The sequence below is a fragment of the Litoribrevibacter albus genome (genome assembly GCF_030159995.1).
In the GTDB taxonomy this organism is placed as follows: domain Bacteria; phylum Pseudomonadota; class Gammaproteobacteria; order Pseudomonadales; family Litoribrevibacteraceae; genus Litoribrevibacter; species Litoribrevibacter albus.
Map to the genome: position 1 here is coordinate 175,982 of NZ_BSNM01000011.1, position 20,673 is coordinate 196,654.

Annotated in this window: 13 protein-coding genes; 7 read left to right on the forward strand and 6 right to left on the reverse strand. The window is 47.0% G+C overall.

Annotated features, from left to right (window positions below; genetic code table 11):
- The 3 genes from pbpC to QQL66_RS07865 all read left to right on the forward strand — a co-directional run bounded on the left by pbpC (position 1) and on the right by QQL66_RS07865 (position 6,655).
- The gene (gene pbpC / locus QQL66_RS07855) at positions 1-2,394 is read left to right on the forward strand and encodes a penicillin-binding protein 1C (RefSeq protein ID WP_284380553.1); all 2,394 of its coding nucleotides are present in this window, start codon (positions 1-3) and stop codon (positions 2,392-2,394) included.
- A 202-nt stretch (positions 2,395-2,596) separates the two neighbouring features.
- Positions 2,597-4,963 (forward strand): fatty acid cis/trans isomerase, encoded by a 2,367-nt coding sequence (locus tag QQL66_RS07860; protein ID WP_284380554.1) that lies wholly within the window; start codon positions 2,597-2,599, stop codon positions 4,961-4,963.
- 240 nt (positions 4,964-5,203) lie between these two features.
- Positions 5,204-6,655: a hypothetical protein gene (locus QQL66_RS07865; RefSeq protein ID WP_284380556.1), complete on the forward strand. Its 1,452-nt coding sequence runs from the start codon at positions 5,204-5,206 to the stop codon at positions 6,653-6,655.
- A 181-nt stretch (positions 6,656-6,836) separates the two neighbouring features.
- Here QQL66_RS07865 and QQL66_RS07870 read toward each other — a convergent pair whose 3' ends face one another.
- From QQL66_RS07870 to QQL66_RS07885, 4 genes are all read right to left on the reverse strand, one after another.
- The gene (locus QQL66_RS07870) at positions 6,837-8,462 is read right to left on the reverse strand and encodes a methyl-accepting chemotaxis protein (RefSeq protein ID WP_284380557.1); all 1,626 of its coding nucleotides are present in this window, start codon (positions 8,460-8,462) and stop codon (positions 6,837-6,839) included.
- 83 nt (positions 8,463-8,545) lie between these two features.
- Complete coding sequence (locus QQL66_RS07875; protein ID WP_284380558.1) at positions 8,546-9,457, reverse strand: DMT family transporter; 912 nt, start codon at positions 9,455-9,457, stop codon at positions 8,546-8,548.
- Between the two features lie 113 nt (positions 9,458-9,570).
- The gene (locus tag QQL66_RS07880) at positions 9,571-11,571 is read right to left on the reverse strand and encodes a methyl-accepting chemotaxis protein (RefSeq protein WP_284380559.1); all 2,001 of its coding nucleotides are present in this window, start codon (positions 11,569-11,571) and stop codon (positions 9,571-9,573) included.
- A 122-nt stretch (positions 11,572-11,693) separates the two neighbouring features.
- Positions 11,694-13,424 (reverse strand): ABC transporter substrate-binding protein, encoded by a 1,731-nt coding sequence (locus tag QQL66_RS07885; protein ID WP_284380560.1) that lies wholly within the window; start codon positions 13,422-13,424, stop codon positions 11,694-11,696.
- A 317-nt stretch (positions 13,425-13,741) separates the two neighbouring features.
- On the opposite strand from QQL66_RS07885, the gene QQL66_RS07890 reads away from it, so the two are divergent.
- On the forward strand, positions 13,742-14,605 hold the full coding sequence (locus QQL66_RS07890) for a helix-turn-helix transcriptional regulator (protein ID WP_284380561.1): 864 nt from the start codon (positions 13,742-13,744) through the stop codon (positions 14,603-14,605).
- A 161-nt stretch (positions 14,606-14,766) separates the two neighbouring features.
- Positions 14,767-16,143, forward strand: coding sequence for a glutamine synthetase family protein (locus QQL66_RS07895; protein WP_284380562.1), 1,377 nt, complete (start codon positions 14,767-14,769; stop codon positions 16,141-16,143).
- Positions 16,144-16,199: 56 nt separating this feature from the next.
- On the opposite strand, the gene QQL66_RS07900 is transcribed toward QQL66_RS07895, so the two are convergent.
- Positions 16,200-17,108, reverse strand: a complete 909-nt coding sequence (locus tag QQL66_RS07900; RefSeq protein WP_284380563.1) for a LysR family transcriptional regulator — start codon at positions 17,106-17,108, stop codon at positions 16,200-16,202.
- 215 nt (positions 17,109-17,323) lie between these two features.
- On the opposite strand from QQL66_RS07900, the gene QQL66_RS07905 reads away from it, so the two are divergent.
- The gene (locus tag QQL66_RS07905; RefSeq protein WP_284380565.1) at positions 17,324-18,061 is read left to right on the forward strand and encodes a cupin domain-containing protein; all 738 of its coding nucleotides are present in this window, start codon (positions 17,324-17,326) and stop codon (positions 18,059-18,061) included.
- Positions 18,062-18,085: 24 nt separating this feature from the next.
- On the opposite strand, the gene QQL66_RS07910 is transcribed toward QQL66_RS07905, so the two are convergent.
- A complete protein-coding gene (locus tag QQL66_RS07910; RefSeq protein ID WP_284380566.1) occupies positions 18,086-19,168 on the reverse strand; it encodes a GlxA family transcriptional regulator in 1,083 nt (360 codons plus the stop codon).
- A 144-nt stretch (positions 19,169-19,312) separates the two neighbouring features.
- On the opposite strand from QQL66_RS07910, the gene QQL66_RS07915 reads away from it, so the two are divergent.
- The gene (locus tag QQL66_RS07915; RefSeq protein WP_284380567.1) at positions 19,313-20,620 is read left to right on the forward strand and encodes an MFS transporter; all 1,308 of its coding nucleotides are present in this window, start codon (positions 19,313-19,315) and stop codon (positions 20,618-20,620) included.
- The last annotated feature ends 53 nt before the right edge of the window (positions 20,621-20,673 follow it).

Genomic DNA, 20,673 nt, shown 5'->3' on the forward strand with positions numbered 1-20,673 from the left:
TTGCTCTTTTTTACACTTCACTTTTTACTGCTGTTCGTCCTCTACTGTTTGCCAGCACCTAAGTTATTCGAATGGCAAACCTGGTCAACCGCCTATCTCGATCAAGACGGCCAACTGCTTCGTCTCACCCTGGCCGACGATGAGACCTACCGTTTAGAAACCCAACTCGAAGACGTTTCTGACGCGCTGATTCAAGCCGCGCTGCTATACGAAGACAAAGACTTCTATGATCATTCAGGCGTAGATTTCAGTGCCATTGGGCGAGCCTTCTGGCATACCTACGTGGTGAAGAATCGCCAGATTGGTGGTTCCACCATCACCATGCAAGTGGCTCGGATGAGCACGGGCATCGATTCTTCTCACATCCCCGGCAAGATGCAACAGATGCTCTATGCCTTATGGATTGAAGCCCACTACAGCAAACAAGAGATTTTGACCGCCTACCTGAATCATCTGCCCTACGGCGGTAACATCGAAGGCATCGAAGCGGCCAGTCTGATCTACTTCAACAAACCCGCCGCGCAACTCAATACTGCAGAAGCCATGGCCTTGGCGGTGATTCCGCAAAACCCGTCAAAACGTAGCCCGTTGACAACAACAGGCTATACCCACTTGATGGAAGCACGTGCTCGCCTACTTCAACTTTGGCAAGAGGAATACGGGGAAGATACGTACGGTAAAAACAAGCAGCTCACCCAATGGTTTGATCTGCCATTACACTTCCGTTCCCCTCGACAACTGCCGTTCGAAGCGCCTCACTTTGTCAATCACCTCCAACAAACCCGGCCTTACGCTCAGAATCGACTTCTTACCAGCATCAAACTCCCTCAACAAAAGCGGTTAGAAGCTTGGGTGGATCGCTATTTATCCAACACTCAAACGCTGGGTTATCGAAACGCCTCAGTACTTCTGCTGAATCATCACACGATGGAAGTGGAAGCCTGGGTCGGCTCTGCAGACTTTTTTGATGATGAGATCTCCGGTCAGGTGGATGGCGTCACCGCCAAGCGATCACCGGGCTCGACATTGAAACCCTTCGTCTATGCCTTGGCGATGGATCAAGGCTTGATCCATCCGCTCTCTCTATTGAAAGACACCCCGAGTCGTTTTGCCGCCTACACACCAGAGAATTACGACTTAGCCTATGCAGGGCCAATCAACGCCACCAATGCCTTGATTACCAGCCGGAATGTGCCGGCCATTCGTTTAGCCGCCCAATTGAACACGCCTAATCTCTATCAGCTATTAGAGCAAGCTGGCGTAACCGATATGAAAGCCCGCAACCATTACGGTTTGTCCACCGTGTTAGGCGGCATGGAAACCAGTATGTTAGAACTTGTACGTCTTTATGCGATGCTGGCAAACCTTGGCAAGTTTCAATCGGAACAACTCATTCACTCTCAAGCTCTTCGAGTGAAAGAGAACACGCTATTGACACCAGAAAGTGCTTGGCTGACCTACCAAATGCTCAGTCAAAACCCGGCGACGGATCAGCGTGTCCTATCCAAAGCAACCAATGCATCACTCACGGATGGTTCATCATCAAACAACCCCATTGCCTGGAAAACCGGCACCTCTTTCGCCTTTCGGGATGCCTGGTCAGTGGGCTTTGATGATCAATATGTACTGGCAGTCTGGGTAGGAAATTTCGATGGTGAAGGCAACCCGAACTTGGTCGGACGTAAAGCCGCCGCACCGCTGTTCTTCAACATATTCAGGGACCTTCAAAGTACTAAAGTTCAAAGTGCTAGAGTTCAAAGTCCTAAAGTTAGAAGAACCAAAGAGTCGAACCCAGTGGATCTGACACTACCACCGGAACAGCTCGGATTAAACGTGAAGAAAGTCGATATCTGTGAAGCCACAGGATTCCTACCCGGTAAGCATTGCCCAATGACCGTCAAAAGCTGGTTTATTCCCGGCGTATCACCGATTAAAACCGGCAATGTGTTCCGAGCCGTACCAGTAAACATCCAAAGCGGAAAACGCGCCTGCCGTCATCAGCCCGGTAAAACTCGTCTCGATGTCTATGAGTTCTGGCCGAGTGACTTATCCCGACTCTTCCAAATGGCCGGCATCCAGCGCAAACAACCACCGGAATACGAAGCCGACTGCCAGCTGGAACAACTCAGCGCCGATGCTACACCACCGCGCATCACCACACCCGTGAAAGGCTTAGTGTATTTCCTGACTGAAGATGAAGAACAACTGCCCTTTGAAGCGATTCTCGATGCCGACGTTAAACACGCCTACTGGTTTCTGGATGGTAGCTTTATTGGAAAATCCACACCCAACAAGCCGTTGTTCTGGAACGCCAAACCGGGTCACTACTTGCTCACAGTGACGGATGATCATGGATTGACGGATTCAATTGAATTGGAAGTGCAAAAAATTTAAGAACACACCCGTTCCACTTTTCAACTCCAAAAACCCCCTAACCTCCCATATATAGGGACTTTAGCTGTTCGCTTGTTGGCTGTAATTTTTCGTCTTTTTCCACTTACAAAATAGCAACTTTTATCCCTTTCAATTCGTTTTTAATGTGCCAGAATGTGCGCTTTTAGAGTCCGAAAAGCCCATTTATCAGGGATAGATTGTTATGCGTTTATTGAAATTGAAGTTTCACTGGCAGTGGTTTGTTTTATTGTTAGCCGGGTGTGCGGGTGTTGGTATTACTCAGTATGATCCGTTGGTTGAACTCTATGGCCAAAGCGCCCCTAAGAACCGAGTTGTGGAGCCGGACTCTACCGCTGGTCAATACTTCTTACATGATGTTCAACCGATTATTGAGCAGCGTTGCGTGGTCTGTCATGGCTGCTACGATGCGCCCTGTCAATTAAAGTTAACGTCGCCTGCTGGAATTGACCGTGGTGCCAGCAAAGATGTGGTGTATGACGGAACACGAATTCTAGCCAGCGAACCGACTCGCTTAGGCATCGATGCCGATAATACCTTCGAATGGCGTCAGAAAGGGTTCCATCCCGTTTTGAATGAACGAACTCAAACACCAACGGTGAACCTGCAAGCCAGTTTGCTGTTCCAGTTCATTAGCCAAAAGCAGAAACAACCGGCTTTTAATGCTGAACGTTTGGGTGACGACATTCCACTGGGGTTGAACAATCCAAATCAGTGCCCTTCACCTGCGGAGTCTCAGGATTATCTTGCAGAGAACCCAAGCCACGGTATGCCGTATGGCTTACCTGCCATATCGAAACAGGAATACGGCGTTCTTACCAAGTGGTTAGCCGATGGCGCAAACATGGCGAATAAGCCTAAATTGACCAAGCCATACACTGATCAAGTTGCACAATGGGAAGCCTTTCTCAATCAGGAAGATCTGAAACATCAATTGATGGCTCGCTATGTCTACGAGCACCTCTATTTAGGGCATTTGTATTTTGCTGAATTGGATGAGAACAAAGACTCAAAACATCGTGAGTACTTTAAGATGGTGCGCTCTTCGACACCACCCGGCTCGCCGATTAATCATGTCAGAACTCGTCGCCCATACGATGACCCAGGCATTCAGCGCGTCTACTATCGCTTAGAACGCGAACAAGAAAGCATTCTGGCAAAAACGCACATGCCTTATTCGCTGGACTCTCAACGAATGAACTGGATCAAGACGCTGTTTATTGAGCCTGAGTACACAGTAGAGTCATTACCAGGCTATGAGCCGGAAGTTGCTGCAAACCCATTCATAGCCTTTGAAGCCATTCCAAGCCGTTCGCGTTATCGCTTTATGCTGGAAGAATCCCAGTTCACTATTATGGGCTTCATCAAAGGCCCGGTGTGTCGCGGCCAGATTGCACTGAATGTGATTGATGATCACTTCTGGGTACTGTTTGTGGACCCGGATCTGAACCCGGAAGGCATGGACAAACTGGTGGCCAGTCAACAAGAGAACCTGGTCTTACCCGGTGAAAAGCAAAGCAACGCCGGCATCGTAACCAACTGGGTGTCATTCTCTGTCACACAAAAAACATACCTCAATAACAAACTGGAACTAATCAAGCATTTGAGTGAAGAGGAAAAACTAAATCTTGATCTTATTTGGGATGGCGACAGCCATAACGACAATGCCACATTAACTATCTTCCGCCATTTTGACAGTTCCACCGTGTTAAAAGGCTTGGTCGGCCAGGAACCGAAAACCACCTGGTTGATCGATTACCCGTTGCTTGAACGCATCCATTATTTACTGGTTGCGGAATACGATGTGTTCGGCAACATCGGCCATCAAATGAATACCCGCTTGTACATGGACTTCTTACGCATGGAAGGTGAAGGCAACTTCCTGTCACTACTTCCGGCCGAAGAACGTAAGAAACTGTGGCGATATTGGTATCGAAACTCTCAGCAAGAAGTGAAAGAGTTTGTCTTCGGCCCGCGCGTTAACTTCGATGTAAAAACCAACATTGACTTTAAAACCGACACACCAAAATCCGAGTTACTGAACATGGCGAAAGCCAAGCTAGGACAGTTACAAACCAGCTCACACAATCTGACCAATTCAGACTTGGATAGCAAGCTGGCTAAGCTGCACACCCTCCCAAGTGGCGCTCCAACACTGATGCCCGAAATGGGCGTGCTTTCGATTAAAAACGGTAACAACTTGAGCCTATACACCATTCTCAGAAACAGCGGTCACAGCAACATCGACAGTCTATTATTCGAAGACGACAATCGCTTGCCTGAAGAAGATTATCTAACCGTTAATAAAGGTATTACCGGCAGCTATCCAGCCGCCTACTGGCATGTTAAGGAAGAAAATCTGGATCAATTCATTACCGCTGTATCCAATCTCAAAACAGAAGACGATTACGATCAGTTGATGGATACCTTTGGTATTCGCCGTACCAATCCTGACTTCTGGGCACACAGTGACCGTATTCACCAACAGTATTTAAAAGACCAACCGAAAACCGCAGGTCTGCTTGATTACAACCGGTTGGAGAATCGGTAGTTAGACATGTCATCAAACCTCTTTTGACGACCGAGTGACACAACCCAGAGGGCTTTCCAACAGGAAAGCCCTTTTCTTTTGGGCGCGTTCCTATCCCAAAGTTCAAATTTATCAGTAGCTCTTCACAGTTTTACAACTCTTCACATTATCAATGACAAGCGCCATCTAGAATTGCTGTATTCCTAATCACGCGCCTTGGAGAATCATCCGCGCCTTTCTTTATTGCAATGGAGTATGCAAATGAACCTTTCAACGCCATATCGTCCGAAAGCACCTGAAGTCACCGAGGCACTCAAACCGTATTCATTGCTCAGTCATTTGAAGACAACGCTATTCGTTTCCTCACTCGTATTACTCACCGCCTGTGGTGGCGGAGGCTCAGGTTCAAGCCCATCCGGTGAAGCTTCCGATACTAATCAGAACGATTCGACCAGCCAAGGTAATTCAACAGATCAAGGTAACTCAACGAATCAAGACAATACCTCTGACGCCTCAACAACGTTAGACCTGAACACCTTGTTCTTCACAAGCTATGGAGAAGGTGAGGACACCAGCGGAAACGTTGAAATCTCAGCCGATGGCACTCAACTCGTCATGAGTGGCAACCGTTGGCAAAAAGTTAATCAAAATATCACCATCACCCCAGACACCGTTTTGGAGTTTGACTTTCAAAGTGATGCAGAAGGCGAAATTCACGCCATTGGCTTTGATACCGACAATTCGCCAAGCGCTGATCGTAGCTTCCAGATTTTTGGCAGTGAAAACTGGGGAATCACCGGAGCCTATCAGTATTCAGGTTTGCAAACTGAACACGTTACCATTCCTGTTGGAGAGTACTTTACCGGTGAGTTCAACCGAATGGTGTTCATCAACGATGAAGACAATGCTAGCCCACAATCTAACAGCCGATTCAGTAACATAGCACTTCGAAACGCCGAGCTATCTTCTGCAACAACTGTGCTCGCTTATGAGAACTTTAATGATCTTCAAGCACCTGATGGCTGGACAACAGGTGCACAGCAAGGCGCACAACTGAGCTTTGAAAATGGCTATGCAGCAGGTCAATACCCCATTCCAACCGGCGAAAGTTACATCTGGTTTAACAAATATCTGATCGAAGAACAATTAAGCGAGGTGTTTGTCCAGTTTAAAGCACGTATGCCAAACGCGACCCATGGTTTGAAGTTCCTCAAGATCTTTGGTGAAAACGTTAACGGTGGCTACGCTGATGTTACATATGGACTAGATTATACAGGCATAGATAATGGCAGCCTCTATTCCGTCAGCTTTGGTGATGGCTCTACCGTTACCAACGATACTCAAAACATCATTACCCTATCCGGAACCTCACCTGAACTGATTGGCCGAAGCTATGGCAGTGCAATGGTTAAAACACCACAGAATCAAGCCTTCAGTTCAACCGATTGGGGAACTGAATGGCATATCTTTAAAATGCACTTCAAATTTAATAGTGGCTCAACTGCAGAAAATGAAGTGGCTAACGGTGAGATCTACTTGGAGATAGACAACAAGGTATACGTCGATGCCAAAGGCGTCTTTAATCGCCATTACAGCAACAGTTCATACATCGATCACCTTGGACTGTTCGGCTGGTCACAGGGTGGCTCGGAATCGTTCAATATAGATTATGATGATGTAATCATTTCAAAAGACGGGTTTACGAATCCCTAGTTAAGAAACGGGTTCGTACTTTAACTGCCCTCTTTATGTTTTAAAGGAATTTCATAAGGTAGCGGCGACGCGTCATGGAATTACCGCAACCTTTAAAATGGCTTTTCTAAGCCGGTGAAGGAATCATCTGGGGCATTAATCGCCGGCAGTGTAAACACTCGATGATATGCTCCTGACACGTCTACGAAAGTTTGAAACGATTCACCGAATTACTGAGCTCTCTGGTAACCGCAGCCACTGTACTCGACAACTTATTATTTTGTGAGGAATGCTGATGACTGGTCTGTCCTAATTCAGACAATTTCACCAAGTTAATGTTTACATCTTCAGCAACGTGGCTTTGTTGCTCTGTTGAGGTTGCAATTTGTACAGAAGCGTCTGAGACACGATGCGCCGCCTCGACAATACTGTCTAGCGCACCAAGCGTTGATTCAGACTTTTCAACCGATGAATTAACAGAGGCTAAACCGCTATCAATAGCCGTTACCGCATCTCTGACACCTTTCTGTAAGGCTTCGATCATTACCTGAATGTCATCGGTGGATTGTTGGGTTTTACTTGCTAAGGAACGAACTTCATCGGCTACCACCGCAAATCCTCTTCCTTGTTCACCTGCACGAGCCGCCTCAATTGCAGCGTTCAATGCCAGTAAATTCGTCTGTTCGGCAATACCCCGAATTACACCTAAAACAGACGCAATGTTATCTGAACTTTCAGACAATTCTTCCATAGCTTTTGACGCATTACTTACGGTGTTAGACACATCACGAATTTGATCAACAGCCTCATCAGTAATGTTTTTTCCTTCAGTGCATAATTTATTCACTTCGGTGATTTCATTCGCGGTTAACTGAGCATTTTCCGCTACTTCACGAATGGCAACAGACATCTCATTGACGGATGTAACAATCAATTCGATAGATTCAAGCTGATCTTTACTCGCTTGCTCAATACCTTGAGAACCAGCGTCCATTTGCTCAACATTGCTCATAACCGTAGCGGATTGATTAACAATGCCGCGAATAAGCTCAGTCAAACCATCAAAAAGCGCATCGATTTCGTTTGCAAGGTACCCGATTTCATCCTTACGTTTTGAACGAATACGACGAGTCAGATCACCGTCCCCGCTGTTCAACCCTTTTAATTCATTGGCCAGCTGAAACAATGAATCTGACATAACCCTTGGGGCGTAAATCCCGACACCAAGTGTCAGTAAAACGGTAATTACGATGAACACAAGGACTCGAGTGGAATTCGCATCAACTTTTGCAAGCACACTTTCACCGAGTTCTGATCCGGTCTTATCAGCGGCCTCCCCGGCGATATCATAAAAGTCCCGTAAAACCCCAAAGGTCGTCTTTGAATTCCCATCGCTTACCGACAACGCACCTTCGGTATCACCACTTTGAACCATTTCAAAGACCTTGCTACTGGCACTCTTCCAGGCATTGAATGCGCGCTCAAATCCTTCGAGTTTTGACGTTACTTCCGGGTAATCCGCAAGTAGTTTCATTAGCGTGTGCATTCGATCATAAGCCTGTTGAGCATTCTCCTCGTAAGAGGCCTTTGCATCAGACAGTTTGCTTTTATGAAGTAACACATTGAGCTCTGCAACACGCGCCTGATAAAGATCACGATCAGCATTGATAACAGCAGAAATTGCAGGATTAAACTTCTGTGAAAGCTCACCTGAGGAATGATTTAGAGTTTTAATTAATTTAAAACTAATGATCCCAGTGATACACATTACTACCGCAATCGCGCAAAAAGCTGCTGCATATTTAAAACGAATGTTCTGGAAATTCATCTTTACTCACCTAAGTTTTTTATTCTTAGGTTAAGTATCGACCAATATTGTATTTTTTAAAGAAACGATAAATTAAAGTATGGTTAATCTGCAATTAAGCCTCGTCTAAACCACTTCTCCATGTCCAGGTTCATGATTACATTACCAATCATGGTTAAGCCTAAGCCGACAAAGCTGGTTACTTGCCACTGGTAGCTCTCAAACCAGCTGGACAGAAGCAAGGCCACCACCGGGAACATCACAGTGGCATAAGCCGCCTTATTGGCCCCAAGGCGCGCGACCAAGGTTAGGTAAGCAGTGAAACCGACGATTGACCCAAACACACTGAGGTACACCAGCGCACCTAGGTACTGAGGTCGGGTATCCATCACTAACGGTTGGCCGGTGACGATTAAGATACCGATCAGAATGAAAGAGCCATACGCCATTGCATAGGCATTGGTCGTTAATGGTTTTACGCCTTTCAAGCTGTGTCGTTTCGAAATCATATTCCCCAACGAGAAGAAGTACGTGCCCAGTGCGGCCAGCAATAACCCTTTCAGAGTATCGGTGGATACACCACCGCCATTTTGGCTTTCCATCAGTTCCGGCAAAAACAACAGAATCAAACCAGACGTACCGATTACCCCCGCAAGAATGACTTTGGATGGAATCGCTTCTTTCCAGAAAACACGATTGTTTACGGCGTTGTAGAGCGTTGCCAGTGAAAACACCACAGCCACTAAACCACTGGTTATGTATTGAGTGGCGTTATAAAAACAGATGAAGTTCAGCGAGAATAAACAAGCGCCTTGCAGCATCATAAACTTGTGATCACTGCGATCCGTCTTTTGAAGTTTGCCGGTAATCCACATCCACGGCAGTAGCAAAATGGCAGCTAAAGCGAAGCGATAAAATACAGATACATTGACGGGCACCTCGCCCAATTGGAAATAAATTGCCAGCCAGGTACTGCCCCAGATTAAAACGGTTAATGCATATAAAGATAGTGTCATGAGAATTCCTCCCTATAGAGCTTTATGATGACAAAGCACCAGAGGGAGGTATTGCACAATCTTGCGGTTATTTACCCAAAGCCCGTTTTGAGTGGTAGGAAGGCGACCCGATATCAGACCTTGAAACGACTGGTCATGTTGGTGAGCTGATCCGCCAAATGGGCCACTTCCTGACTGGTTTCCATATTGGCACGCGCCCCTTCGGCAGCGGTTCCGGAAAGATCACTGATTTGATTCACATGACGGTTAATTTCTTCGGTGACACTGACTTGCTGTTCTGCTGCCGTGGCAATCTGAATATTCATAGATAAGCAGTGATTCACTTGTTCACGCAATTCATTCAACAAGCCATCGATCGTTTCCGCATTACCCACGCTGTTTTCTGCGCGTTCCCGGCTGTTTTTCATCACACTCACAGCTTCATTGGAGCGAGCCTGCAAACCTTCAATCACGGCTTGAATTTCATTGGTAGAATCTTGCGTGCGTTGCGCCAAGGTGCGAACTTCATCTGCCACCACCGCAAAGCCTCGCCCTTGCTCCCCCGCTCTGGCAGCTTCAATAGCGGCATTCAAGGCCAATAAGTTCGTCTGTTCAGCGATGCCCTTAATCACGTCCAAAATAGAACCTACAGACTCACTTTCTTCGGCTAATTTACGTACTACGTCAGAGGCCGATTCAATCTCACCCGATAAGTCAGTGATGGCTTGTCGGTTCAGATGAACCACTCGCTGGCTTTCAGTTACTTTATCATCCGCACATTGGGTCGCTGACTGAGCCTCGGAGGCATTTCGAGCCACTTCCTGAACCGCCGAACTCATCTCATTCAACGCAACAGCAATTTGTTCACTACCTTCCCGCTGTTCGGCAGTGGCTTCACTGGTGGATTCCGCCTGGGACTTTAACTGAACCGCTGTTTTCGTGAGGTCTTCGGCACGGTCGATGATCTTGGATACGGTATTGCGAATGGTTCCGACAAATTTATTAAAACTGTCGGCCATCTGAGCCACTTCATCGTTGCCTTTAAAGTTGATGGTTTTGGTTAGATCACCTCGGCCGGATGAAATGTCCTGCATCCGGTGCCCCACCACTTTAATGGGTTTCACTACCGAAATCAGACACAGAGCCGTCGCTGCAACAGCAATCAGGAATCCGACAACCAAAGCAATAGTGATGGAACGGTAAACGCCAAACTTGGTGTCTGCGGCTCCTTCGGTCTCATCCGCCACCACCTTATCCAAAGTGGTTTTGGCATTTTTAAGATAGCCATTAAAGTCGATGGCGACTTTGAGATAAGCGGCTTTAGCTTGGACAAACGCCTTGTGATCACTCACTAACTGATCAAACTCTTTGCGGTGGGATTCCAATAGCGAATTCAACACATCCACATAGGTCTGACCTTGATACTCACCGGACTTGATGGTGTTCTCCAGAAATTCCAATTCCCCCAGGTATTCGGTTTCATCCGATAAATCATCCCAGGAGCCTTCCATCTTATCGAGCATTTCTTCGGGTGCATCGCCACCTAAATAACGCTGCAGATAGAAAAATCGCTTAGCAAGCGCCGCTTTCGACTGGAAGAAATAGGTTTGCAATTCCCATTTATCGTCTGCCGATACTTTCGGTAAAGAAAAGATCTGATTGTTATAGAACTGCAATAAATCCATATAGCTTTCAAATTTATTGAACCCGGAAAACGCATCCTTACGGGCCTTAACGAAACTGGCGTGACGATTGAGTAAACTGTCCTGACTGCTTGAAAAGGAAGAAAACCGTTGATCCAAGGCATTGATCATTTCTTCCGAAACCAGATCAAACTGTTTCAGTTGGGTGAGTAATTCTTGAGCCTGAGAGGTCAGGCTAGTCAGCTCGGTTTTTTTAGTAGTGTCGACCTCATCTCTGGTTTCGATGATTTCAGTGACCAGAGAAGCTTGTTGTTGAAGCGTTGCCGATAAGGTATTAGACGTTTGAGCTAAAGGCCAGGCCGTCTGAGATAAGTAATCCACATTGTTGCCGAGTTTAATGGCCCCTTTGAAACCAAAGCCACCAGCAATCAATAACATAACCAGGACAGCTATAAAGCCGCCGCCAATCTTTAACCCAACCGATAACTTCATAAAGTGCCCTATTCAGCCCTTTCATCCCGAAGGATAGCCTGTTTGTTGGATGGCTTTTAAGTGCTTAGTTTTTAAGTACTTTAGACAAAACTATCCAACAATATATGAGAGGAACAGTCGCCTTACATAGCACGACCTGCTTTCCAAGCCTGTAATAACTTATCGTAAGCAACCGTGATACCTTGAGGCTTTTCATTGGCTAACTTGGCTTTTGGTGCGCCCGGTTGGCTGAGCCAGAAATCAGCACCCTTCAGGTCTTTCTTCTTAGCCAACTTAGGTGCACACGCCTTTTGCGCGCCGGAACGTTCTAACTTCCGCAAAACCTTATCCTGATCTTTAGCCAAACTGTCCATCGCTTCTTGAGGTGTCTTGGCACCACTGGAAGCGTCCCCGATATTTTTCCACCAAAGAGGCGCGAGTTTAGGGTAATCCGGCACGTTGACCCCGGTTGGCGTCCAGGCTTTACGCGCCGGACTGCGATAGAACTCAACCAGTCCACCCAGTTTTGGTGCCACATCCGACATGGCTTGCGATTGAATATCCGACTCACGAATCGGCGTTAGTCCAACAAGGGTTTTCTTCAAAGAAACGGTTTTGGAAACCGTAAATTGAGCATACAACCAAGCCGCCTGGCGACGTTTTTCTGGTGTGCTTTTGAGTAATGTCCAGGAACCGGCGTCCTGATAACCTAACTTCTGGCCTTCTTCCCAATAGGCACCATGAGGTGACGGTGCCATACGCCATTTTGGTGTGCCATCGGCATTCACTACAGACAAACCTTCTTTGATCATGTCAGCGGTAAAGGCGGTGTACCAAAACATTTGTTGGGCGATGTTCCCTTGAGATGGAATCGGACCGGCTTCACTGAAGGTCATTTCTCGTGACCCTGGTGGTGCATACTTATCCAACCACTCAATGTACTTGGTGATCGAATACACCGCAGCCGGGCCATTAGTCGCTCCGCCGCGCTCTACAGACGAACCAACCGGATGGCAGTCTTCCATTCGAATACCCCATTCATCGACTGGTGTACCGTTTGGAATACCTTTGTCCCCAGCTCCGGCCATAGACAACCAGGCATCAGTGAAACGCCAACCTAACGACGGGTGTTTTTTACCGTAGTCCATGTGACCGTAGACTTTCACGCCGTCAATCTCACCCACATCGTTGGTAAAGAACTCGGCGATGTCTTCATAGGCGGACCAGTTCACCGGCACCCCTAATTCATAGCCATACTTGGCTTTAAACTTGGCTTTTAAATCGTCCCGTTCAAACCAATCGGCACGGAACCAATAGAGGTTGGCAAATTGTTGATCCGGGAGTTGGTAAAGTTTTCCATCCACCCCTTTGGTGAAATCGAGACCAATAAAGTCATCAATATCCAACGTTGGTAAGGTCACTGCTTTTCCTTCGCCGGTCATAAAATCGGACAAAGCAATCACTTCGCCGTAACGGCTGTGTGTTCCGATCAAATCGGAATCATTGATGTAAGCATCAAAAATGTTTTCACCAGTGTACATTTGTTGTTGAAGATGCTCGATTACATCACCTTCACCCGTTAATACGTGCTCAATTTCAATACCGGTGATATCGGTAAAGGCCCTTGCAAGGGTTTCTGACTCATACACGTGAGTCGCAATGGTTTCAGAAACTACTTTGATTTTCATTCCTTTATACGGCTTGGCCGCATTGATGAACCATTTCATTTCTTCCATCTGCTCTGCCTGGGAGAGAGTCGAAGTTTTAAACTCGTCGGTCACCCACTTTTTGGCAGCTGCTTCATCCGCCAGTACGCCTCCCGAAACCAGTAGAGGGGTCAATGCCAGCGCTTTAAGCATGCTCGAATATTTCATAGTTCACCCTTAATTTATTAGTAACAAAATCAAACAGCTATCAATTATTAATCTGTTTAAGAGTAGTCAATTTCCTACACCACAACTGAGTAACTGCTCTAAACAGAATGTTGCTTATATTGGGACACTACGAAACACAGTATCTGCTACGGCCGAACGAAACAGAACCTGTGTTAGCGTGCTATCGGACACACGCACTACTCCCTGTTTTTGCACAATATTGCGGTTTTATTTTCTGGATACTTGTGAGAGCAAGAGCTCATGAGTACTCTTAAAGAAGGTGGGATTACTCCCTCACTTCAGTAACGAGACACATCATGAATAAAGTCAGCCAGGAATCCGTATTTGATAGTTTGGACAAGTCCAATGCTGAACTCTTGGCGAACCAAGACATCAACCAACACTTAAAAGTGGCTTACTGGGCAAATACCCAAGATCGGGTGGTCTATAACGCAGATCAGGTACATACCCTGAGCTTTTATCTGGAAGGTGGGGAAGGTTCCAAACGACTTGATATTCAAAGCGGTCATGGTCATTCCGGCAGTCTCTGCTTATTCCCTCAGTACCATCACTCTGTGTGGGAGATTACCTCCCCCTTTAAATTCGCACACCTATACTTCAGTGACGAATCGATCAAACAATTTGCAAGTACCACCCTGGATATGGAACCTCGATTAATTGAGATTCCTGAATTGACCTTCCATGATGATCAACAACTCGTGGCGTTGGCTCGCCAATTGTTTTTAACGTCAGATACATCCTCACTTTGCTATCAGCAGAATACGTTAGAAATCTTCCGATACCTGTTATCCGACACTCAGTATTGCCTGAACAAGCATCTGAAATTAACGGGGGGCCTAAGCCCCAAAGCACTTATTCTGGTGAAAGACTATATTCATCAGCACTTCGATCAGAGCATCTCCATTGCGGATCTTTCCGATCAGGCGAATCTCAGTGACTTCCACCTGCTTCGTATGTTCAAACAATCCACGGGATTCACGCCAAACGATTACGTGAATCACGTGCGCGTCGAAGCGGTGAAAAAGAACTTAGCGACTAACAGCGCCTTGAGCCAAATTGCACAGGAATGCGGATTCAGTAACCAAAGCCACATGAATCGCACCTTCAAAAAATGGACGGGACTAACACCCGGTCAGTTCCGATCTGCAGTCAAAAATTGAGCCCTATCAGAATAAAAAACCTTTTTGGTAAACATCACCTCTAAATGCTCGCCAACCACAAATATAAAACACCAACGTAAAAAATATTAAACACACGCAATCAATCGGTGTTACACTCAGTGCATTGTTTTTGGTATCAGCTCGAATAATAAGGAATCCAAATGAGTTCTCGAAACCAACATTGGCTGACAGAATTACCCGATGCCTTCCAGACCTATCAAAATGGCCGTAATGTGGATGAGGTTGAGTGTATCGTTCCTGATCTGGCCGGTATGTCACGTGGTAAGGCGATGCCGATTAAGAAGTTCAGTCCTGACCATGAAACCTACCTGCCCATCTCCATCTTTTATCAAACCATTACCGGCGAAGACGTCGAGCTGGACATCGACGACCAATGGGCCGAAAGCGATATTGTTCTTAAGCCGGACATGAGCACCGCCAAAGCTGTGCCTTGGGCTAAAGAAGCGACCTTGCAGGTCATTCATGATTTGTTTTATCGGGATGGTAAGCCGGTGGAACTGGCCCCCAGAAACGTCTTAAAACATGTCATCGAGCTATACCGAAAACAAGGCTGGGAGCCCGTTGTTGCGCCTGAGCTGGAATTTTATTTGATTAATCCGAATCTGGATGCCAATGAGCCAATTCAACCACCGATCGGTCGAACCGGTCGACAAGGTGCCGGGCGTCAATCCTACTCAATGTCTGCCGTGGACGAGTATGGCCCGGTGATTGATACCATCTACAACTACGCCGAAGATGCTGGCTTAACCATTGATACCGTGATTCAGGAAGACGGTGCCGGCCAGGTAGAGATCAATCTCACTCATGGTGATCCGGTGCATTTAGCCGATCAGGTGTTCTTCTTCAAACGTATCATTAAGGAAGCGGCACTGAATCATGGGATGTTTGCCACCTTCATGGCGAAACCGATGAAGGAACAACCCGGCTCTGCGATGCATGTTCATCAAAGTGTGGTGGATATGGAAAGCGGTAATAACATCTTCAGCGATACTGATGGCAATGCCACTGAAACCTTTATGCATTTCATCGGGGGCAGTCAAAAGTACATGCCGTTGGTGATGCCTCTGATCGCGCCGTATGTGAACAGCTACCGTCGCTTTGAATCCGATACCAATTCCAGTGCACCCACCAATGTGGAATGGGGATACGACAACCGAGCCACAGGTTTGCGCGTTCCCGTCTCTGGTGCTCAGGATCGTCGCCTTGAAAATCGGGTGATTGGTGTGGACTGCAATCCCTATCTAGCCATTGCGGCCAGTCTCGCGTGTGGCTATTTAGGCATCATGGAAAAAATTCAACCCAGCAAACCCGTGACCGGTGAGTTGGAAGAAAGTGACTTCGCAATTCCTACTACGCTCGATCATGCGCTGAACCTGTTCCACAATGCGCCTGCCATTCGGGAGGTATTAGGTCGATCCTTCTCTATGGTGTACGAGGAAGTTAAACTGGCAGAAGTTCGTCAGTTCCATCGTGAAATCTCCCCTTGGGAACGCGAGCACCTACTGTTGAACGTATAGTTCGATTTAACCATCGAACTTACTCGGCTCACCTGATGGTCGAACATTCAAAACCATCAGGTGTAGCGACTGGTTTCAAACAAAGCACGATGCCCTTCCAGCTCATTAATCAGAAATTTCCGTAAGGTTTGTATGCGTGCCGTTTTACGCAAGTCCACATGGTTTAATACCCATACCCCCCACTCCGAAGGCGCTTGAGCAAAAGGTAACTGCTGAATCAATTGATCCGGCGTTTCACGACCAGCGCTCATCAATAGCTCTGGGTAATAGCAGGCAATGCGGGCGACCCCCATGCCAGATCGAACCGCCGAGTACATACTGGCAAGGTCGTCTACCCACATCACGATTTCACTGTTCGGAAACAACGTTGCCGCCCATTCCGGGGTCTCCTGCTCATCCTCCCAGACGATGATCGGAACCACATAATCCGGGTCTTTCAGACAAGCAAGATCAAAATCTTTTGAAGCATAGATGCCATGCTGCATTCGACAGACCTTTTTTCCCACCAGCATGTCAGGCGGGTTACCGGTTTTACGCACCGAAATATCCGCTTCACGGTTCACCATATTCAATAAGGTATCGGTGACTCTCATATTGATCTTAATGCCAGGGTATTGAGCTCGGAAACGCGATAACGGTTCGGCCAATAAGCATTCATAAATATCGTGAGACATGGTGAGATTGATCACCCCTTCCAGCCGCTGATCCTGCCCTAACAACGTCCGGGAGACACTGAGACTCAGCGTCTCCATCTCCAAAGCTTGTTCATAAATCGCATCGGCCGCTGCCGTCATCACATAGCCGTCGCGTTGACGATCAAACAAACGCACACCGTGCTTTTCTTCGAACGCCTGAATCCGACGAGAAACCGTTGAATGATTCACGCCCAGCACCTTGGCTGCTGACGAGACGCTGCCTTTACGGGCAACGGCCAGGAAATACCGTATGTCATCCCAATTATTCATAACGTTGCTCTTTATTTAGTCACGCTTAATTTAGCCACTCTTATTCAGCCATTTGGATTCAAACTATTCGGATTCAAGCCACATGACTAAACAGCGGGTAATGATTTTTATATGTGCATTTTTGCACAACTGTAACGCATTTTTTGAGAATTTATTATCAGAAAGTCCTCTCTTACACTCCTCTCATCCTAACCACCAATCGAAGAGAGATGCTTATGAAACTTTCATTCACTCACGTAGTAGCCCTTGCTGTTCCTGTATTGGTCTCTGCCAGTTTCATGCACGCCAATGCAACAGTCAGCAAAGAACACCAAATCACATCAACAAAACTGCTTAGTGCGAATTTTGATGCAAGAGAGGTTGTCCAGATTGAAGCAGGAAGTTTCCACTTCTTACCAGGACAAGTAGCGCCGTTACATACCCATCAGGCGCCCGCCATCGGCTACGTTGCAAAGGGATCGATTTTATATCAAGTAGAGGGAGAACAACCTGTGCTGTTGAAAGCGGGGGACGCCTTCTATGAGCCTACCGGGTCAAACATTCTTCGGTTTGATAACGCCTCAGCCACCGACAAAGCAGTCTTCATTGATTTTAATTTCCAACAAAAGAATGAGCCATTTATCGTCTTTGAAACACCCCCCACTGAAGCCATCGACCGTCGGGCACTGCCAACAGTGAGTTTGACCAACAGCACTCTTACCGGTCAGACCATTGATGAAGTGAACGTGTTTCATACAGAGCTAACACCGAACTCTCAACACAAACTCCAACCGAACTTACCTGTCGTGGGCTACGTTGCAAAAGGCACTATCAAAGTCCGACGTCCCGGCAAAATCATTGATCGGTTCATTGCCGGAGAGAGTTACCACATCCCGGCCAATCAAGCGGTCACACTGTACAGTGCATCGCCTGACATTGCGGCGGAAGTGATTAGCTTTGAGATGAAACGCTAGATTGCGACTGGATTGATAGGGTGATTAAAACTGAAACTTCTTCCGATAGTCGGCTGGCCCAATACCCACCCGGGTTTTGAACAGTCGCCGGAAGGAGTTACTGTCTTCATAGCCAATTTGGTAAGTAATCTGGTCAAAATTGTTTTTGGTGGTTTCCAATAAGAACTTGGCCCGTTCAATTCTCAGGTTCTGCAAATACTGATTGGGCGTATCCCCTGTGGCGTTCTTGAAACGTCGAATAAAGTTGCGGACGCCAAAGTTGAATAACACAGCAACATCGTCAAACACGATGTCTTGATGGTAGTTCTGCTCCAACCATTCCTGTACCTGCAGAATTTCCTGATCTTCATGATTCCGCTTGAAGTTGTACTGCACATAGGGCGTTTGCGTGCGACGACTGGTATCTACCAATAATTTTCGGGAGCATTCCGAAGCCAACTCCGGCGAGCCAAAACAGCGGATTAAGTAGATCAACAAATCAATGGCCGATGAAGCGCCACCCGAGCAATAAAAGCCCTGATCATCAGTCACCGTATAATCATCTTTGATGATCACCTGTGGGTAACGTCGCTGAAATTGTCTCAGAAACATCCAATGAGTGGTGGCTAATCGCCCATCCAACAAGCCAGCTTCCGCCACCACAAACGCGCCGGTACAAATAGAAGCCACATTCGCACCTTGCTCAGCTTTTGTTTTAAGCCAATCACTGTAGGGTTGAAGGGTATGCAATACCGGGAGAATGTTAAACATAAAACCTGGCACTATGATCAGATCGGTTTGCCCGATATCATCCAGCGCCTTTGAAGGCGTCAATGTTACCCCACCGGTACATTGAACCGGCCCGCCATCAAACGAGGCCGTTTCCATTTGAAACAGCTGCGTTGATTGAGACTCCTTATTTCTCCGTTGGTTGAACCAGTCCATAGCATTGGCACTGTCAAACATCTCCAAGGTAGTGGTAATGCTGCTTGAAGAAGAGTACGGCGCCATCATTACGGTCACATGCAGGGGACGCACCCGATGTTTTGAACCAGTTTCATGAGTGGCTTGAGGTACTGTTCTTAGGTTAGAGGTACCGGCAGGTTTGGAATTTATAGGCGCATTCACAGTTTTCACTTTTCACATGTTTTATGTCATTTACGACCTTAGCAGCTAATTCGCTCAATGACTAACATGATTTCATTCACAGGGTATCGCTCTCCAACACCGATAGAGAACTAACAAGTACCCGATTTACGTTTGGATGTTTTTATGACCTCACAAGCACGACTTTCACTGACTGCGCTGTTTATCACCAGCTCGATTATCTGGATCAGCGGGAATGGCATTCTTCCGTTGTTACCCATTTATGCCGAATCGTTAGGCGCGAATAACTTTGAAATCGGGTTGTATCTGGCCTTCTCCTATGCCTGCCTGGCAATGGGGGCTGTTGTGGCGGCTAAGACAGTTCACTCCCAGCACAGCGCAAAACAGATTATGGTCATCAGTGGTGCCCTATCCATCCCGATTATCTTCTGCGTTGGGCAAGCCCGCTCACTTTACGAGCTGGTCGCGTTTACCTCCCTGATCTGGTTGCTCGGGGGCGCAGGGTTCAGTGCATTGAATAGCATGATGGCCAAATTGACCGATCATAAGCATCGGGGCAAAGTCATGGGTCTGTTAGCCATCACCAGCCCGATCGGATCGGTCATCGGTGGGGCATTCTCGGGGCCAATCGTAGATCTCTGGGGCTTTGATGCACTGTTTTTCACACTCGCCCTAATCAATATGTTGTGGCCGGTGTGCGGACTTATGGTTCGCACTGATGAGTCCATAACCACCATCGAGATTAAGACCCCTACTCGTGTTGGATCAACAGTGTATCTGCCACGAGTAAAACAACAGCAGCATTGGAATTACCAACTGATTTCAGCGGCGTCGTTGTCGTACATGAGTTATTACATTGCGTTATTGGCCACCTCGTTGATCATGAAGGATGCTGGTTATTCAGCCACCGAAATTTCCAGCACCGCGATCATCGGGGGTTTAGCCGCCATCCCCTTTATATATGGTGCCTCCCATGCTTCAGACATCTTCGGACGCAAAGCCTTTTGGATTTTCAGTAACCTGATTGGCGCCATTGCCCTGATATTACTGTCGGTGGCTGAGTCCATCGTAACCTTCTGGATAGCCGCATTTATGATTCGTTTCCTCTCCTCAGGCAGCCGAAGCATCGGCAGTGCCTGGATCATTGATCTCTGCTCCCCCAATCGAACCATAGAACCGACAGGCCATAGAGTGCACACCGAAACACTTGTTCGATATGCCCCGAGCATCAATTTCCTGAAAAATCAGTGGGTATCCATCCAAGGAACACACATAAAAAGCAACGCATTCAGTGAAGAAAAAGCGCTGGCCTTGATCAGTGCTACCCCTTGGATTGGAGGGATTATGGGTTACTTAGCGTATGGCAGTGCCAGCCTTACCTTCACAGCTTCAAGTTTATTGATCACGGCCGTAGTCATACCGCTGCTAAGCATAGGTTTGGTGTTAACCATTAAGCATTCACCTTTTACTTAGCGTTATAGAACCAGCAAAACAGAGCTAGCAATACAGACCTAGTACACGGAAAG

Excerpts from the sequence above, each read along its gene's own strand:
- QQL66_RS07860 (WP_284380554.1), top strand. The coding sequence starts at position 2,597 with ATGCGTTTATTGAAATTGAAGTTTCACTGGCAGTGGTTTGTTTTATTG.
- QQL66_RS07865 (WP_284380556.1), top strand. The coding sequence starts at position 5,204 with ATGAACCTTTCAACGCCATATCGTCCGAAAGCACCTGAAGTCACCGAG.
- QQL66_RS07870 (WP_284380557.1), bottom strand. The coding sequence starts at position 8,462 with ATGAATTTCCAGAACATTCGTTTTAAATATGCAGCAGCTTTTTGCGCG.
- QQL66_RS07875 (WP_284380558.1), bottom strand. The coding sequence starts at position 9,457 with ATGACACTATCTTTATATGCATTAACCGTTTTAATCTGGGGCAGTACC.
- QQL66_RS07880 (WP_284380559.1), bottom strand. The coding sequence starts at position 11,571 with ATGAAGTTATCGGTTGGGTTAAAGATTGGCGGCGGCTTTATAGCTGTC.
- QQL66_RS07885 (WP_284380560.1), bottom strand. The coding sequence starts at position 13,424 with ATGAAATATTCGAGCATGCTTAAAGCGCTGGCATTGACCCCTCTACTG.
- QQL66_RS07890 (WP_284380561.1), top strand. The coding sequence starts at position 13,742 with ATGAATAAAGTCAGCCAGGAATCCGTATTTGATAGTTTGGACAAGTCC.
- QQL66_RS07895 (WP_284380562.1), top strand. The coding sequence starts at position 14,767 with ATGAGTTCTCGAAACCAACATTGGCTGACAGAATTACCCGATGCCTTC.
- QQL66_RS07900 (WP_284380563.1), bottom strand. The coding sequence starts at position 17,108 with ATGAATAATTGGGATGACATACGGTATTTCCTGGCCGTTGCCCGTAAA.
- QQL66_RS07905 (WP_284380565.1), top strand. The coding sequence starts at position 17,324 with ATGAAACTTTCATTCACTCACGTAGTAGCCCTTGCTGTTCCTGTATTG.
- QQL66_RS07915 (WP_284380567.1), top strand. The coding sequence starts at position 19,313 with ATGACCTCACAAGCACGACTTTCACTGACTGCGCTGTTTATCACCAGC.